The sequence below is a fragment of the Neorhizobium sp. P1_A6 genome, assembly GCF_056406795.1.
This window is the reverse complement of sequence record NZ_JBFTZM010000013.1, coordinates 22,373-39,159: the sequence shown is the minus strand read 5'-3', so window position 1 is coordinate 39,159 and position 16,787 is coordinate 22,373. Positions and strand designations below refer to the sequence as shown.

Here is a 16,787-nt window from a genome sequence, read left to right as displayed (position 1 = left end):
AAACGGCCTATTCGCCGCGCCTCAGCATCCAGCGTATTTCCGAGGTCTCCGGCGGAGAAAACTCGATGACCAGCTGCTGACTCGGCCGCACCCCGGAGACGTCCGCAAAGAAGATATCTTCATCGATCATCACCTGAAGCCCCGGTGCCGCAAAGATCCAGGTCTCACCATCCGGCGCGCGCATGGTCACGCTCTCCTCGTCCCGCCGCGAGAGCGTGATCACGGGATGGATGTGGAAACGTGCAACCGCGAAGAAAGCCTCGTTATCGGGCGCCTCGCCCTCGGGCAGGAAAAGCCGGTCATGTCCCTTGATCTTGTTGCCCTTCGCATTGAGCCCGATTTCACGCTCGTGGAAATAACCGAACTGATGGACGTAGCCGTCATGGCTGGCGCGCAGCCAGTCATTGCCATGCATGTCGTCCCAGCGCTCCACCTCTACCTCCGAAACGCCACCAAGCAGCATGGAGCCTGCGAAGCGGGACCGGATGATGCGACTGGACGATGTCTCGTTGAGCGTCACCGTCGAATGGGCGGGCGTCGAGCGGGCCATGTGCCGGTAATTTCGTCCGGCATATTTCGGCGAGCCGCAATTGACGATGAAACGATGCCGGCCGGCCGACATCTCGAAGGAAAGACAACCCGCATGCGCGCCGCGGGAAAGCCCGGGGGACAGCGGACGGCCGGTATCGACGATCAGCGTCGTGCCGTCCGCCGAGAGGCGATGATAGTTCATGTGCGGCAGCGCCTTGAATGGCTTGCCCGCCGTTTCGTCATAGCGCAGCACCGACATCAGCTCGCTCGCGGGCGTCGAGCTCGCACCGTTGAACAGCGCCAGATCGCCATCCTGGTGCCGGAAGAAGCGGAGCGCCGGATACATGCGATCGATCGTCGGGATGAGTTTTTGCGGCAGGTCGTGGCCGAGATTGATATAGGTCTGGCGAAGCGGCAGGAGATCGATCAGCAGGTCGAGCACCGCACGTGGATTGCGCGACACATGCCCGCCATCGGCAAGGATCTGACGTTCCAGCTCCCGATCCAGCCGCCTGCCCTCACGACGGATATAGGCAGCCCGCGTCGGCATCGAGATCGACGCCATGGCAAGCGCGATCCGAAGCCTCAACCGCGTATCGCCCTCCGGCGTGCAGCCGGCTATCTTCCTGAGATAACGGACCTGGTAGGCGAGGCTTTTCATGAAACGGCGGTAGAAGCCGGCCTCTGCGCCCTGCAGCACCACCGTCGAATGCGAAAGCCAGGCGATCACCCGTTCCGCCGCGACATGCGCCTCCCAGGCAATGCCTTTCGGATCTCGGCCATAAAGCGCGATCCAGTCGGCGACCACCTGACGGGCGCTGGCACAGGCGGCTTCCGTCTTGTTGGTGCGGATATGACGCAGCCAGGCAAACGAATGCAGCCGCTCCGCCGCCGCCCGGGACGGCAGCTCGACGGAGAACGGCGATTGGCCATAGGTTTCGAGAATCCGCCCCGCGAGCGGGAACCGGCCTTCCAGGATTTCCTCCGCCACGAACGGGTCGAGCGCCCGCAGATCCGTCGGCGCGACAATCAGCCGATCCGGCACCTGCATGGAAAACGAGGTCACGGCCAAGCGGAATCCGGCGGAACGCCGGCAAAGGCGCCGCCAGATTTCCCGCAAGCCGAAGGACAAAAGCCTCCGGCGATCCGCGAGCCGCATCTTCAATCTGGACACTCCGCAGGAATCAGCCTCCGCCCCGCCGGCGGGAATCAACTATTAGATTGTTCGAAAGTATCGGTCGGTATGGTGAAGAAAGCCTTACCGGATCTGCAGCACGCTTGCGAAGAAGCCGTCCATGCCGCCCACGAAATTTTCGCTGGCGGGCAGCATCGCAGGCGTGGTGCGGAATTCGCCGAGCGCCGAGATCGCGCCTTCCAACCCCGGCCAGTCTCTGGGATCGACGGCCAGGCGTTTCAATTCCGGATGGTCCTTCAGCACGCGCACGACCAGTTCCTCCCCCTCCTGAGAATCGAGCGAGCAATTGGAGAAAACGATAATGCCGCCCGGTTTCACCAGCGTGACGGCGTGGCGCAGCATCTTTTCCTGGAGGGCTGCAAGTTTGCTCACATCCTCCGGACCCTTGGTCCAGAGCACGTCCGGATGCCGGCGCGTCGTGCCGGTCGAGGAACAGGGCGCGTCGAGCAGCACGCCGTCCAGCAGCTCCGCCGGCTTGAACTCGAAAAGGTCGCCGCCGACCAGCTCCGCCTCGTAACCGAGCCGCCCAAGATTTTCCTTGAGCCGTGCCAACCGGTTGGCGGATTGCTCGACCGCGATCACCTCGGCACCGGCCGCAATCAGCTGCGCGGTCTTGCCACCGGGCGCCGCGCAGAGATCTGCGACCTTCTTGCCCTTCAGATCGCCGAACAGCTTTGCCGGAATGCTGGCTGCAACATCCTGTACCCACCACACGCCGTCTTCGAACCCTTCGAGCGCAGAAACCGCACCGTCAAAGGCCGTAAGGCGAATGCTGCCGGTCGGCAGAACCGTGCCGCCGAGCTTTTCCGCCCAGGCGGCGGGGTCGGATTTGACCGTCAGGTCGATGGCCGCCGGAACGAGCTGCGCTTCGGCGATACGTTCCGCCTCCACCTCGCCATAGAGGGCGACCAGGCGCTTGCGGAACCAGGCGGGCACCGGCGAGATGCTGGCGGTCGTGGCAAGGATCTCGTCCTTCTCCCGGTCCAGCCGGCGCAGGACAGCATTCACCAGCTTGGCGAAACGGCGGTTGCGCGGATCACGGTTGGCCTGTTCGACCGCAAGGTCGACGGCCGCATGCGGCGGCACGTCGAGATGCAGGATCTGCGCGGCAGCGATCACCAGCACATGGTGAAGCGCCCGAGCGCCTTCCGGCAGCGGCGTGTCGATCAGCGACGCGATCGCCGCCTCGATGCGCGGCAGATGACGAAGCGCTGTATTGAGAATGGCGCGTGTCAGCGCCCGGTCGGCATCGCCCAGCGCCCGATAGGCCGGATTGCCATGAACAAGGTCGAGCATGCCGTCGAGCGAGATTTTTCGGTCGATGACGGCCGCCAGAAGCTTGGCGGCTGTGACACGAACTTCGAGACCTGCCTTGAAGGGACCGCTCTCCTTCTCCGAGTGAGCCGGTTTCCTGCGCTGTTCGGCTGGTTTGCCCGCTGGCTTGTATGGCTTCTTGTTCTTTTTGTCTTCGTTCAAGACCAGGGACCTTTACGCGGTTCATCCGAGCCGCGGCCCCAACCGGTATTCGGAACGGAGCGCGCGGTGCGCTGCGGTCTATCAGTCCGGAACTGCGCCGTCGAGGCACCGTTGCGGAACTCACCGGCCATCTGCTGAAGCGCGGCGATACGGTTTCCGGTATCCGGGTGTGTGGAGAACAGGTTGTCCATGCGCTCACCCGACAGCGGGTTGATGATGAACATATGCGCCGTGGCCGGATTGCGCTCGGCCTCGTAGTTCGGAATCTGATGCGCCGCACCGGCGATCTTGCCGAGTGCGGAGGCGAGCCACAGCGGATTGCCGCAGATCTCGGCGCCGCGACGGTCGGCCGAATATTCGCGCGTCCGGCTGATCGCCATCTGCACCAGCATCGCGGCGAACGGAGCGACGATCATCGCCACCAGCACGCCGACGAAACCGAAAGGATTGTTGTTTTCGCGATTGCCACCGAAGAAAAAGGCGAAATTGCCGAGCATCGAAATCGCGCCGGCAAGCGTCGCGGTGATCGTCATGGTCAGCGTATCGCGGTTCTGGATATGCGCGAGTTCATGCGCCATCACACCCGCCACTTCCTCATGCGTCAGCCGCTGCATCAGCCCGGTGGAGGCCGCAACGGCGGCGTTCTGCGGATTACGGCCGGTCGCAAAGGCGTTCGGCTGCGGATTGTCGTAGACATAGACTTTTGGCATCGGCAGGCCGGCATTGGCCGAAAGATCGCGGATCATGTTGTAGAATTCCGGCGCGCTACGGGCATCGACCTCCTGCGCATGGTAGGCCGACAGAACCATCTTGTCGGAATTCCAGTAGGAAAACAGGTTCATACCGGCAGCGATCACCAGAGCGATCATCATGCCGCCCGTGCCGCCGATCAGGAAGCCGATCCCCATGAACAGGGCCGTCATGAAGGCCAGAAGCATGGCGGTGCGCATCACATTCATCGTCATCTCTCCCGTTGCCGATATCGCCCAAAGGCCTTTAAAGGGTTTTCCCCCAGGCGCGAACGCCTTATGATGTGGTCAATTCAACCAGAGTTTTCAATAATCCACCCGGCGAAGGCCACGATGCAAAGCGCAGACAACGACAATTCAGAAATCATACCGGAAGAAGGTGCGCCCAAGAAGCCGCTTTCCCCAGCCGCCGAGCGCGCGCTCAAGGAAGCCGAGGAACGCCGCCAGGCAGCGGCCAAGGCCGAACTGCCCGAAGAATTCGGCGGCCGCGGCGGCGCCGACCCCGCCCGCTTCGGCGACTGGGAGATCAACGGCCGGGCGATCGACTTCTAAGTAAATATTCCTATTGACTTCCTCCATGGATCGGAATTTATTCCTTTCCATGATCAAGTCCCTTCTGATTCTCACTGGCATCGCCACGGTCTTCACGACCAGAGTTGAAGCGCGTGACGAAATCCCGGGACCGGTGGCGGCTGAAATCCTGCGGGTCATCGACGGCGATACGCTGCTGGTCGAAGCGCAGCCCTGGCCGCAGCAGAAGATGGAAGTTTATGTGCGTATTCGGGGCATCGATGCGCCGGAGCTGAAATCGAAATGCGAGCGGCTGCGCGAAGCGGGCCTCGATGCCCAACGGGCGCTCGAAGCGCTGACCGCCCAATCACGTAAAATTCAGCTCACCCATATTTCCGGCGATAAATATTTCGGTCGCATCGTCGCTGACGTCGTGCTCTCCGATGGCCGCAGCGCCGGCGGCGACCTGCTGCTCGCGGGCTTCGTGCGGCCCTATGACGGCGGACGCAAGCCGCGCGAGGTCTGCGACACAGACTGAAAAGGCCGCCCGGTTTCCCGAGCGGCCTTTAAGTTCAATCAGCCCGCTTTGTTCTGGCGGTTGGCGATCAGATCGTCCACCACGCCCGGATCAGCGAGCGTCGAGATATCCCCGAGCGAACCGAAATCGTCCTCGGCGATCTTGCGCAGGATGCGGCGCATGATCTTGCCGGAGCGGGTTTTTGGTAGGCCGGGCGCGAACTGGATCTTGTCGGGTTGCGCGATCGGGCCGATTTCCTGGCGGACATGCTTCACCAGTTCCTGGCGCAGCGCGTCGCTGCCTTCGTGGCCGGACATCAGGGTCACGTAGCAATAGATGCCCTGGCCCTTGATATTGTGCGGATAACCGACGACCGCCGCTTCCGACACGAGATTGTGTGAGACGAGCGCCGATTCCACTTCCGCCGTGCCGAGCCGGTGACCGGAGACGTTCAGCACGTCGTCGACGCGGCCGGTAATCCAGTAATAACCGTCCTCGTCCCGCCGGCAGCCGTCGCCGGTGAAATATTTCCCCTTGTAGGTGGAGAAATAGGCCTGGATGAAGCGGTCGTGGTCGCCGTAGAGCGTGCGCATCATGCCCGGCCAGCTGTCTGCGATGCAGAGATTGCCGTCGGCCGCGCCTTCCAGCACCTTGCCCTCGTTATCCACCAGTTCGGGCTTCACGCCGAAGAACGGTTTGGTGGCCGAACCCGGCTTCAGGTCGGTGGCACCCGGCAGCGGGGTGATCATGTGGCCGCCGGTTTCCGTCTGCCACCAGGTATCGACGACCGGGCAGCGCTTGTCGCCGACCACGTTGTAATACCATTCCCAGGCTTCCGGGTTGATCGGTTCGCCGACCGTGCCAAGCAGGCGCAGGCTTGTCCGCGAGGAGCGTTTCACGAACTCGTCGCCGGCACCCATCAGCGAACGGATCGCCGTCGGGGCGGTGTAGAAGATGTTGACCTTGTGCTTATCGATGATTTCCCAGAAACGGCCTTGATCGGGGAAGTTCGGCACGCCTTCGAACATCAGCGAGGTGGCGCAGTTCGCCAGCGGCCCGTAGACGATGTAGGAATGGCCGGTCACCCAGCCCACATCCGCCGTGCACCAGTAGATGTCGCCGTCATGGTAGTCGAACGTATATTCGTGGGTCATCGCCGCGAAGACGAGGTAACCGCCGGTCGTGTGCAGCACGCCCTTCGGCTTTCCGGTCGAGCCCGAAGTGTAAAGGATGAACAGCGGATCTTCCGCCTTCATCTTCGCCGGCTCGCAGTGCTCCTTCACGGTGGCTATTTCCTGGTGGTACCAGAGGTCGCGGCCAGGCGCCCAGCCGGTCTTGCCGCCAGTGCGGCGCACCACCACGACCTTGTTGACGATCACGTGCTGGCGGGCCGCGATATGGATCGCCGTATCGGTATTGTCCTTGAGCGGCACCGGCTTGCCACCGCGGACGCCCTCGTCGCAGGTGATCACGAAGGTAGACTGGCAGTCGATGATGCGGCCGGCCAGCGCTTCCGGCGAGAACCCGCCGAACACGACCGAATGTACCGCGCCGATACGGGCGCAGGCGAGCATCGCATAGGCCGCTTCGGGGATCATCGGCATGTAGATGGTGACGCGGTCGCCCTTCTTGACGCCGTGTTTCTTCAAGACGTTCGCCAGCCGGCAGACCTGATCGTAAAGCTGGTTATAGGTGATCTTCTTGTCGATATAGGGATTGTCGCCTTCCCAGATCAGCGCTGTGCGCTCTCCATGGGTCTTCAGGTGGCGGTCGATGCAGTTGTAGGAAACGTTGGTCAGACCGTCCTCGAACCATTTGATCGAGACCTTGCCCTTGAAGGACGTGTTCTTGACTTTGGTATAGGGCTTGAACCAGTCAATGCGCCTGCCGTGTTTGCCCCAGAACTTGTCCGGATCCTCGACGCTCTCCTCGTACCACTTCTCGTATCTATCCTTGTCGATGAGCGCTTTCGCTTTGGCGGACTTGAGAACCGGGTAGACTTTTTCCGACATGAACACCTCCCTGAATTGGCACGCATAACGACGCATCGAGCCGTCAGCGATATGTGCCGCATTCATAACAGGTGAGGCAAGAGCGGCAATTAGACAAACGGTTCATCTCGGGGCGACGATCTCGCTTCAAAGATTTGCAATTCTGTCCCAATTCGATTATAGGGCGGTAAATTCCCGGAAATTGTGGTTGATACCCACGGCCCGCGACACCGGCGCGGACGGACAGAGGACCTATACCCATGGCTCAACAATTGCTCATGCCGAAGGCGACCGCTGTATGGCTGGTCGACAATACCGCGCTTTCCTTCGAACAGATCGCCAATTTCTGCAAGCTCCACCCGCTCGAGGTGAAAGCCATTGCGGATGGCGAAGCGGCGCAGGGCATCAAGGGCCTGGACCCGATCGCAACCGGCCAGCTTTCGCGCGATGAAATCGAACGCGGCGAAAAGGACGTCAATCATAAGCTGAAGCTTTCGGAACCGAAGGTTCGCGTGCCGGAATCGAAACGCCGCGGCCCGCGCTATACGCCGGTCTCCAAGCGCCAGGATCGCCCGAACGCCATTCTCTGGCTGGTTCGCAACCATCCTGAACTCAAGGACGCGCAAATCTCCCGCCTCGTCGGCACCACCAAGTCGACGATCGAGCAGATYCGCGARCGCACCCACTGGAACTCGACCAACCTGACGCCGATGGATCCGGTGACGCTTGGCCTCTGCAGCCAGATCGACCTCGACCTCGAAGTGGAGCGCGCTTCCAAGGGTCGTCCGCTGCCGACCGCCGCCGAACTCGGCGCTTCCCTGCAGCCGGCGAGCGAAACCGAAAACCTCGGTTTCAATTATCGCAACGAGCGCGAGGAAGAGAAGGAAAAGGAAATCGACGCGGACGCCGTTTTCGCCAAGCTCTCGTCGCTCAAGTCCACCCGTCGCGACGACGACGAGGAAGACGACCGCTTCTGATCGACCCCATTTCGATTGCATTCAAGAAGCCCCGGAGACGATCCGGGCTTCTTTCGTTCAGGCACTCTGTTTGAGGCCGCTCCCTTCGCGGGCGTAGCCGTTCGCCTTCAGGATCGCGGTGATCTCGTCCAGCACCGTCGCATCCTCGATCGTTGCCGGCATTTTCCACGGCATGTCGTCGGCAATCTTCTGCATCGTGCCGCGCAGGATCTTGCCCGATCGGGTCTTCGGCAGCTTATGAACCACCATCACCGTCTTGAACGCCGCCACCGGGCCGATCTCGTTGCGCACCAGCTCGGCCACTTCTCTCGCAATATCAGTGATTTCCCGTGAAACATGGTTCTTCAGCACCATGAAGCCGCAGGGGATCTGCCCCTTGGTGGCATCATGGACGCCGATTACCGCGCATTCTGCGACATCGGGATGTTTGGCGCAGACTTCCTCCATTGCCCCGGTCGAAAGCCGATGGCCGGCGCAGTTGATGATGTCATCGGTGCGCGCCATCACGAAGATATAACCGTCCTCGTCCATCACCCCGGCATCGGCCGTCTTGTAATACCCCGGGAACTCGTCAAGGCAAGCCTCGCGGAACCGCTGGTCAGCATTCCAGAAGCTGACGAGGCAGCCGGGCGGCAGCGGCAGCTTGATGACAATATTGCCGAGCGTCCCGCGCGGCACCGGATGGCCGGCATCGTCCAGCACGTCGAGCGCATAACCGGGCATCGGCCGCGTCGGCGAACCGTGCTTGACCGGCATCAGACCGAGCCCGACCGTGTTGGCGGCTACAGGCCAGCCCGTCTCCGTCTGCCACCAGTGATCGATCACCGGGATCTTAAGCTTCTGCTCGGCCCATTTCAGTGTTTCCGAATCGGCCCGCTCGCCGGCGAGGAACAGGGCAAGCATCCCGGTCAGATCGTATTTTTCGACCAGTTCGCCCTCCGGATCGTCACGACGGATCGCCCGAAAAGCCGTCGGCGCCGTGAACAGCACTTTCACGTCGTGATCGCTGACGACCCGCCAGAACGTGCCGGCATCCGGCGTGCCGACCGGCTTGCCCTCAAAGATCACGCTTGTATTGCCGGCGAGCAGCGGTCCGTAGACGATATAGGAATGGCCGACCACCCAGCCGATATCGGATGCAGTCCAGAACACCTCCCCCGGCTTGACGCCAAAGATGTTCTCCATGCTCCAATGCAGCGCCACCATGTGCCCGCCATTGTCGCGCACGACGCCCTTGGGCTGGCCGGTCGTTCCGGACGTGTAGAGGATGTAGAGCGGATCGGTCGCCTTGACCGCCACGCATGGTACGTCCCTGCCCCGCGCCTTCTCCACCGCCTCCGAGAAATCCAGCTCTCCCCGCTCCGACCGCAGCTCCACCTGGAGCTGTTCGCGCTGCAGGATGAGGCAATGTTCGGGTTTTACCCGGGCAAGCTCGATCGCCTGGTCGAGCAGCGGCTTATAGGCGACGGTGCGGCCAGGCTCGAGGCCGCAGCTCGCACTGACCACCAGTTTGGCTTCCGAATCGTTCAGTCGCGCCGCCAACTCCAGCGCCGCAAACCCGCCGAACACCACCGAATGCACCGCCCCAAGCCGGGCGCAGGCCAGCATCGAGAAGACCGCTTCCGGCACCATCGGCATGTAGATGACGACGCGGTCTCCCTTGCCGATGCCGAGATCACCCATAACCGCTGCGATCGCCTTCACCTCGTCGAGCACCTCGGCATAGGTGAAGCTCTTCTGCCTTCCCGTCATGGCGCTGTCGTGGATAAATGCCCGCTGGCCGCCCCGTCCGGCCGCCACATGCCGGTCGAGGCAGTTATGGCAGGTATTGGTCTCGCCGCCGGTGAACCAGCGGCCATAGACCCCTTCGTCCCTGTCGAAGATCTTCTCCGGTTCCTTGAACCAGTCGATGGCAGCGGACGCGCCTCTCCAGAACCCTTCTGGATCCTTTTGCCAGCCTTCATAAACGTCGAAATAGCGGCTTTGCATCTGCACCTCCCGTCACATGAGCACAGCCCGGAATGGTCAATCTAGGGTGCAGGCGAGGTGCGGGAAAGCCCGACGAAAGCGCTAGGTGCTTGGCGAAAGCCTGTTTTCAGCGCGAGCCGAAGATGGCCGAGCCGACGCGTACGCTGGTCGCCCCGAATTCGACCGCCGTCTCGAAATCGCCGGACATCCCCATGGAGAGTTTTTCGACGCCGCATTGCACGGCAAGCTCGGCGAGCAGCGCAAAATGCGGCCCCGGATTTTCCTCAGCCGGCGGAATGCACATCAGCCCCTCGATCGAAAGCCCGAGCTCCTTGCGGCAGAACTCTACGAAGGCAACGGCCTGCTTCGGCTCGATCCCCGCCTTCTGGGGCTCAAGCCCGGTATTGACCTGCACATAGAGTTTTGGCGCTTTGCCCTGCTTGTTGATCTCGCTGGCAAGCGCGCGGGCGATCTTTTCCCTGTCCACCGTCTCGATGACATCGAACAGCGCCACGGCGTCGGCCGCCTTGTTGGATTGCAGCGGCCCGATCAGATGCAGCTCGATTTCAGGCGTCTCGGACTTCAGTTCCGGCCACTTGTCCTGGCTTTCCTGCACGCGGTTCTCGCCGAATACCCGCTGTCCCGCGGCGATTGCTGGCCGAATGTCCTGCGCTTCGAACGTTTTCGAAACCGCCACGAGCGTCACCGACCCCACCGGCCGCCTCGACAGGCGCTCCGCCTTGCCGATCCGTGCCTTCACATCCTGCAGCCGTTCTTCGACGTTCATGGCCTCTACCTTCCGCTTTTCTTGCAAGCTCAGCGCTTAGTCCTCATATAAGGCTCTGCCAAGGGTGTTTCGCCCTGAACTTGGCCTTTCCCGCCCCCGTAAAACTTGACGCTCGCCGGGTTTCATGGTGAAGGTCTCGCCCGACTCTTGATCTTATTTTCCCGGAATATCATTGAAATGGCGACTGAACGTTATAATCCGCGCGATGCCGAGCCCCGTTGGCAGCAGACCTGGAACGATGCCAAGGTTTTCGAGACTGACAACAGCGATCCGCGCGAAAAATACTACGTTCTGGAGATGTTTCCCTATCCGTCGGGCCGCATCCATATGGGCCACGTGCGCAACTATGCCATGGGCGACGTGGTGGCCCGCTACAAGCGCGCCCGCGGTTTCAACGTCCTGCATCCGATGGGCTGGGACGCTTTCGGCATGCCGGCTGAAAATGCCGCTCGCGACAACAAGGTGCATCCGAAGACCTGGACCTACCAGAACATCGAATCCATGAAGGCGCAGCTGAAGGCCATGGGCCTGTCGCTCGACTGGTCACGCGAGTTCGCCACCTGTGACGTCGAATATTACCAGCAGCAGCAGCACCTCTTCCTCGACATGATGGAAAAGGGACTGGTTTATCGCAAGCAGTCCAAGGTCAACTGGGATCCGGTCGACCAGACGGTTCTGGCTAACGAGCAGGTTATCGACGGCCGCGGCTGGCGCTCGGGTGCGCTGGTGGAGCAGCGCGATCTGGTGCAGTGGTTCTTCAAGATCACCGATTTCAGCCAGGATCTGTTGGACTCGCTCGATACGCTCGACCAGTGGCCTGAAAAGGTCCGGCTGATGCAGAAGAACTGGATCGGCCGATCCGAGGGCCTGACGGTTCGCTGGGAAATCGTCAGTTCGACGGCACCCGCCGGCGAAAGCGAAGTCGTGGTCTACACGACCCGTCCAGACACGCTGTTCGGTGCTTCGTTCCTGGCCATTGCCGCCGACCATCCGCTGGCCAAAGCCGCAGCCGCGCAGAATCCGGCTATCGAAGCTTTTGCCGAGGAATGCCGCCATCACGGGACCTCGCTCGCAGCGCTGGAAACAGCCGAGAAGAAGGGCATCGATACCGGCGTCCGGGTCAGGCACCCACTCGACCCATCCTGGGAACTGCCGGTCTATGTCGCCAACTTCGTGCTGATGGATTACGGCACCGGCGCCATCTTCGGCTGCCCGTCCGGTGACCAGCGAGACCTGGATTTCGCCCGCAAATATGGTCTGCCCGTCGTGCCGGTCGTCATGCCGGAGGACGGCGACGCCGCGACCTTCGAGGTCGGCGACACCGCTTACGTCGATGACGGCGTGATGATCAATTCGCGCTTCCTCGACGGCAAGACGACCGATGAAGCCTTCGAGATCGTTGCGAACCGGCTGTCGGAAACGATTGTCGGCAACATGCCGCAGGGTGAGCGCAAGGTGAATTTCCGCCTGCGCGACTGGGGCATCTCGCGCCAGCGCTACTGGGGCTGCCCGATCCCAGTCATCCATTGCGATGACTGCGGCGTCGTGCCGGTGCCGAAAGCGGACCTGCCGGTCAAGCTGCCGGACGACGTGACTTTCGACCTGCCGGGCAACCCGCTCGACCGACATCCGACCTGGCGCCATGTCGCCTGCCCGCAATGCGGCAAGCAGGCCCGCCGCGAGACGGACACGATGGACACGTTCGTCGATTCGAGCTGGTATTTCACCCGCTTCACGGCGCCCTGGGAGAAGGATCCGACCGATCCAGCCGTCGCCAACCGCTGGCTGCCGGTTGACCAGTATATCGGCGGCATCGAGCACGCGATCCTGCACCTGCTCTATTCCCGTTTCTTCACCCGCGCCATGCGCGAGACCGGCCATGTCGAGGTCAAGGAGCCCTTCAAGGGCCTCTTCACGCAAGGCATGGTCGTGCACGAAACCTATCGTCGTGGCACCGGCCCCAATGGTGAATGGGTGGCCCCGGCCGATATCCGCATCGAGGAAGTCGATGGCAAGCGCCGTGCCACCATGCTGAAGGGCGGCGAGGAAGTGACGATCGGCTCGATCGAGAAGATGTCGAAATCGAAAAAGAACGTCGTCGATCCGGACGATATCATCGCCTCCTACGGCGCCGATACGGCCCGCTTCTTCGTGCTCTCCGACTCGCCGCCGGACCGAGACGTGATCTGGTCCGAAGCCGGTGTCGAAGGTGCTCACCGCTTCACCCAGCGCCTGTGGCGTCTGATCTCCGAAGCCTCGGAGAACCTGGCTGGTATCGATCCGATGCCGGCTAACGAGGGCGAAGCGCTGGCAATCTCGCAGCTCGCCCACAAGACGCTGAAGGCGGTTCAGGGCGATTACGACAGGCTCTCGTTCAACAAAGCCGTAGCGCGCATCTATGAACTGGTGAATGCGCTTGCGGCGCCGCTAGGCCGGGTCGCTGCCGGCGAGGGCGATGCTGCCTATCGCGGCGCCGTCCGCAACGCTTCGGAAATTCTGATCCAGCTTGTTGCCCCGATGACACCGCATCTGGCGGAAGAATGCTGGGCGGTTTTCGGCAACAAGGAACTGCTTTCCGTAGCCCCCTGGCCGCAATATGACGAAGCTCTCGTCATCGAGAACGAGATCACACTGCCGATCCAAATCAACGGCAAGAAGCGCGGCGAATTGACAATCGCGCGCGACGCGGATCAAAGTGCGGTCGAAGCTGCGGTTCTGGCACTGGATACGGTCAAAGCGGCTCTTGAAGGCCGGGCGCCGAAGAAAGTCATCGTCGTCCCACAGAGGATCGTAAACATTGTCGTCTGACCGCTCTCTTCGTCGTTTCGGGTTCATATCTGGCCTGGTAATGTTGACTGTGCTTGCCGGCTGCCAGGTCCGCCCGCTCTATTCCGAGGCTTCCGGTACGGGCGAACGCTTGGCTTCGGTCGGCTTTTGGCAACCCCGCACCCGCCTCGACCAGGTTGTCCGCAATCAACTGGTTTTCCTGACCTCCGGGGGTGCCGGCGAGTCGGCTCATCCGGCTTACGAGGTAAAACTATCGACAAAAAGTGCGTCCTCCAACATTAGCGCTGATGAGGACAACGACAATGTCTCTCCGACCGGCGTGCCTGTCCCGGGCCGCGTTCAGGTGGAGGGCATCTACACGATCACCCGCATTAGCGACGGAAAGATCTTGAAGTCCGGCAAGCGTGAAGTCGTATCGCTCATGGATGTCTCGGGTCAGGGTTATGCCTCGCTCCGCGCCGTTCGCGATGCCGAAAACCGCGCTGCAAGAGAGCTCGCTGAATTCATCCGCGCCGAGATCGCCATCGCGCTCGCCCGCGAACCTCAGCCGCAGACGGTATGGCAGAAGTAAAGTCCCACGAATTCGATCGGTTTGTCGAAAAGAGCTCGGATCTTTACAAGATCTTCGTGATCTACGGACCGGATCGCGGCCTTGTCTCCGAACGGGCAGCACTCATTGCAGGCAAGACAGGCGTCTCCCAGGACGATCCGTTCGCCATGCTCAAGCTCGACGTCTCGGATCTGCAGGGTGACCCCGGACGGCTTCTCGACGAGGTGAACTCGCTCGGCCTCTTCGGCGGCTCCAAACTCGTATGGCTGCGCGGTGCCGCCAACGAAAAACCCCTTCTCGACGCGATGCAGGCTCTCGTGGATGGTCCGCCGCCGGCCAACATCCTGATTGTCGAAGCGGGAGACCTCAAGAAGGGGAGCGGACTGCGCAAGATCGCGGAACCTTCGCGGTCGATCGCTGTCATTCCCTGTTATGCGGACGACGTGAAGGCGCTGAACGGGCTGATCGATTCGGAACTGGGGAGCGAAGGTCTCAGAATCAGCCAAGGCGCGCGCCAGAGGCTCCTGGAGCTGCTCGGCGGGGATCGCGTAGCCTCCCGTAACGAGATCCGCAAGCTCGCTCTCTATTGCCGTGGTATGGGCATGGTCGAGGAAGAGCATATCGATGGGATTATCGGGGACGCGAGTGCCGTTTCGGCCGACGAGGCCGTCGATGCGATCCTCAGCGGTGACTTGCCGGGCCTGCACCGTGCCATCCAGAAGGTCGTCTCATCGAAGACCCCGGTTTTTCTCGTCCTGCAATCCTGCCTGAAACAATTCCAGCTGCTGGATCTGATGAAGGCGGAAATGGAGGAAAAGAAGCTCCAGACCGCCCAGGTGATGATGACACTCGGCCGGCATATTCACTTCAAGCGCAAACCGCTCATAGAAAAAGTGCTGAGAACATGGAGCTCACCAGCGCTCTCGCGTGAAACGGAAAGGCTGCAAGCCGCAATCCTGATGTCGCGGCAGAGGCAGAGCCTGGAATCCAACATTGCCTTTCACACGCTGATGGCCACGACCATTCAATCAAGCCGTTGAATTTCCTAGATTATCTCCGTTCTAGAAGACGGCAGATCTCCTCGAGCTGCTCCAGCGTCCGGTAGCCGATCTTGATCTGGCCCCCACCATTCTTGTGGTTGATCTTCACTTCCAGTCCGAGGGAATCCGAAAGGGTCCGCTCAAGCGCCAGCGTATCGGAATCTTTTTGTTCCGCTTTCGAAACGGTTGTCGGCTCGGCTTGAGCCTTGATATCGTTCTGTGCCAGCTTTTCGGCATCCCGCACCGACATTCCCTTGGCAATAATGGTACGCGCCAGTGAAGCCGGATCCGACGTCGTGATCAACGCACGGGCATGCCCCGCGGAAAGGCTCCCTGCTGCCAGCATATCCCGCACCGGTTCGGGCAGCTTCAGCAGGCGAAGACTGTTGGCGACATGGCTTCGGCTCTTGCCGATGATCTCGCCCAGATCGTTCTGAGTATAGCCGTGCTCGGCGATCAGCTGGTCGTAGCCAAGGGCCTCTTCCAGGGGATTGAGGTCCGAACGTTGAACGTTCTCGACGATTGCGATCTCGAGTGCCGTCCGATCGTCCACGTCGCGGACGATGACAGGAATTTCGATCAAGCCCGCCAATTGGGCGGCACGCCAACGACGTTCGCCGGCTATGATTTCATATTGTGCAGGGCCTCGCGGCCGAACAACGACCGGCTGAACGATTCCGTGCTGACGAATGGAGCTGGCCAGATCCTGCAGCTCGCCCTCATCGAAACTCCGACGCGGATTCTTCGGATTGCGGGATACATGCTCAATCGGGACCATACGATCCGGATTAACGCTCCGGGCACCGTTATCGGCGGGCGCCTGCTGATCCATTTCGCCTATGAGCGCTGCAAGACCGCGCCCGAGGCGCCGTTTCGATAGGTCGTCGTTCATTCTTATCACTCACTTGGTCTGAATCAGGCGGCTTTACGCCTGCGTTCTCGCTGGATGACTTCGGAAGCCAGTTGCAAATAAGCTTGGCTGCCCGCGCATTTCAGATCGTATAGGATCGCCGGCTTACCGTAAGAAGGCGCCTCGGATACACGGACATTGCGCGGAATCAGCGTATGATAGACCTTCTCGCCAAGATGCGTCCGCACATCATTGACAACCTGTTGAGCCAGGTTGTTTCGGGCATCGAACATGGTGAGGACGATTCCCTGGATATCGAGCGACGGATTGACGCTGCGACGCACCTGATCGACCGTTTCGAGCAACTGGCTCAACCCTTCCAGTGCAAAGAACTCGCATTGCAACGGTACCAGGATGGAATGAGCCGCGGCCATGGCATTCATCGTCAACAGGTTGAACGACGGGGGGCAGTCCAGAAGAATATAGGAATAGACCAGGGCGTCATCGCCTCTCAACGCGCTTCGCAGCTTGAATGCCCGATCAGAAGCCTGGGAAATTTCCATTTCGAATCCAAGCAGGTCCATCGTCGAGGGAACGATGTGCAGGTTTGGAACCGCCGTCTCGAGCGCCGTCTCCGCTATGGAGTTGTATCCCATCAACAAATCATAGGAAGAGAGCTTGCGGTCTCGACGGTCGATACCCAGCCCGGTGCTGGCATTGCCCTGCGGATCAAGGTCGATGATCAGAACGCGTTCGCCAATTGCCGCAAGGGCCGTCGCCAGGTTGATTGCCGTCGTTGTCTTGCCCACGCCGCCTTTTTGGTTGGCAATCGTGATAACCCGATTTCTTTCAAACATTC

At 61.1% G+C, this 16,787-nt stretch carries 14 protein-coding genes; 6 read left to right on the top strand and 8 right to left on the bottom strand.

The annotated features are described in order from the left end of the window. Nucleotides 1-7: 7 nt before the first annotated feature. The 3 genes from AC1D3C_RS23155 to htpX all read right to left on the bottom strand — a co-directional run bounded on the left by AC1D3C_RS23155 (nt 8) and on the right by htpX (nt 4,161). Complete coding sequence (locus AC1D3C_RS23155) at nt 8-1,690, bottom strand: heparinase II/III family protein (RefSeq protein ID WP_477484584.1); 1,683 nt, start codon at nt 1,688-1,690, stop codon at nt 8-10. A 99-nt stretch (nt 1,691-1,789) separates the two neighbouring features. Beyond that, nucleotides 1,790-3,208: an RsmB/NOP family class I SAM-dependent RNA methyltransferase gene (locus AC1D3C_RS23150; protein ID WP_477484583.1), complete on the bottom strand. Its 1,419-nt coding sequence runs from the start codon at nt 3,206-3,208 to the stop codon at nt 1,790-1,792. Next, on the bottom strand, nt 3,199-4,161 hold the full coding sequence (htpX, locus tag AC1D3C_RS23145; RefSeq protein ID WP_477484506.1) for a zinc metalloprotease HtpX: 963 nt from the start codon (nt 4,159-4,161) through the stop codon (nt 3,199-3,201). Before htpX ends, AC1D3C_RS23150 begins: the two co-directional genes overlap by 10 nt. Nucleotides 4,162-4,284: 123 nt before the next feature. On the opposite strand from htpX, the gene AC1D3C_RS23140 reads away from it, so the two are divergent. Together AC1D3C_RS23140 and AC1D3C_RS23135 are read left to right on the top strand one after the other, a co-directional pair. Further along, nucleotides 4,285-4,503, top strand: coding sequence for a DUF1674 domain-containing protein (locus AC1D3C_RS23140; RefSeq protein ID WP_477484505.1), 219 nt, complete (start codon nt 4,285-4,287; stop codon nt 4,501-4,503). A 49-nt stretch (nt 4,504-4,552) separates the two neighbouring features. Beyond that, the gene (locus AC1D3C_RS23135; protein ID WP_477484504.1) at nt 4,553-4,999 is read left to right on the top strand and encodes a thermonuclease family protein; all 447 of its coding nucleotides are present in this window, start codon (nt 4,553-4,555) and stop codon (nt 4,997-4,999) included. A 38-nt stretch (nt 5,000-5,037) separates the two neighbouring features. Here AC1D3C_RS23135 and acs read toward each other — a convergent pair whose 3' ends face one another. Continuing rightward, nucleotides 5,038-6,990 (bottom strand): acetate--CoA ligase, encoded by a 1,953-nt coding sequence (gene acs / locus AC1D3C_RS23130; protein ID WP_038547318.1) that lies wholly within the window; start codon nt 6,988-6,990, stop codon nt 5,038-5,040. A 239-nt stretch (nt 6,991-7,229) separates the two neighbouring features. Here acs and AC1D3C_RS23125 point away from each other — a divergent pair, with 239 nt between their 5' ends. Continuing rightward, nucleotides 7,230-7,946 (top strand): DUF1013 domain-containing protein, encoded by a 717-nt coding sequence (locus AC1D3C_RS23125; RefSeq protein WP_477484503.1) that lies wholly within the window; start codon nt 7,230-7,232, stop codon nt 7,944-7,946. A gap of 57 nt (nt 7,947-8,003) precedes the next feature. On the opposite strand, the gene AC1D3C_RS23120 is transcribed toward AC1D3C_RS23125, so the two are convergent. After that, the gene (locus AC1D3C_RS23120; protein WP_477484502.1) at nt 8,004-9,935 is read right to left on the bottom strand and encodes a propionyl-CoA synthetase; all 1,932 of its coding nucleotides are present in this window, start codon (nt 9,933-9,935) and stop codon (nt 8,004-8,006) included. Nucleotides 9,936-10,041: 106 nt separating this feature from the next. Next, complete coding sequence (locus tag AC1D3C_RS23115) at nt 10,042-10,701, bottom strand: YggS family pyridoxal phosphate-dependent enzyme (RefSeq protein WP_477484501.1); 660 nt, start codon at nt 10,699-10,701, stop codon at nt 10,042-10,044. Between the two features lie 177 nt (nt 10,702-10,878). Between AC1D3C_RS23115 and leuS the strand changes: the two genes are divergently transcribed. Genes leuS through holA form a run of 3 tightly spaced genes read left to right on the top strand, consistent with a single transcriptional unit; the run spans nt 10,879 to nt 15,078 of the window. Then, nucleotides 10,879-13,509 carry a leucine--tRNA ligase gene (gene leuS / locus AC1D3C_RS23110; RefSeq protein WP_477484500.1) on the top strand — a complete coding sequence of 877 codons (2,631 nt, stop codon included), beginning with the start codon at nt 10,879-10,881 and terminating at the stop codon, nt 13,507-13,509. Between the two features lie 40 nt (nt 13,510-13,549). After that, on the top strand, nt 13,550-14,059 hold the full coding sequence (locus AC1D3C_RS23105; protein ID WP_477484499.1) for a hypothetical protein: 510 nt from the start codon (nt 13,550-13,552) through the stop codon (nt 14,057-14,059). After that, nucleotides 14,047-15,078 carry a DNA polymerase III subunit delta gene (gene holA / locus AC1D3C_RS23100; RefSeq protein ID WP_477484498.1) on the top strand — a complete coding sequence of 344 codons (1,032 nt, stop codon included), beginning with the start codon at nt 14,047-14,049 and terminating at the stop codon, nt 15,076-15,078. The genes AC1D3C_RS23105 and holA overlap by 13 nt, the downstream gene beginning before the upstream one ends. Nucleotides 15,079-15,088: 10 nt before the next feature. Here the strand turns inward: holA and AC1D3C_RS23095 are convergent, their stop codons facing one another. Both AC1D3C_RS23095 and AC1D3C_RS23090 read right to left on the bottom strand, forming a co-directional pair. Then, nucleotides 15,089-15,970, bottom strand: a complete 882-nt coding sequence (locus AC1D3C_RS23095; protein ID WP_038591563.1) for a ParB/RepB/Spo0J family partition protein — start codon at nt 15,968-15,970, stop codon at nt 15,089-15,091. Between the two features lie 23 nt (nt 15,971-15,993). After that, nucleotides 15,994-16,785 carry a ParA family protein gene (locus AC1D3C_RS23090; protein WP_477484497.1) on the bottom strand — a complete coding sequence of 264 codons (792 nt, stop codon included), beginning with the start codon at nt 16,783-16,785 and terminating at the stop codon, nt 15,994-15,996. Nucleotides 16,786-16,787 lie beyond the last annotated feature (2 nt).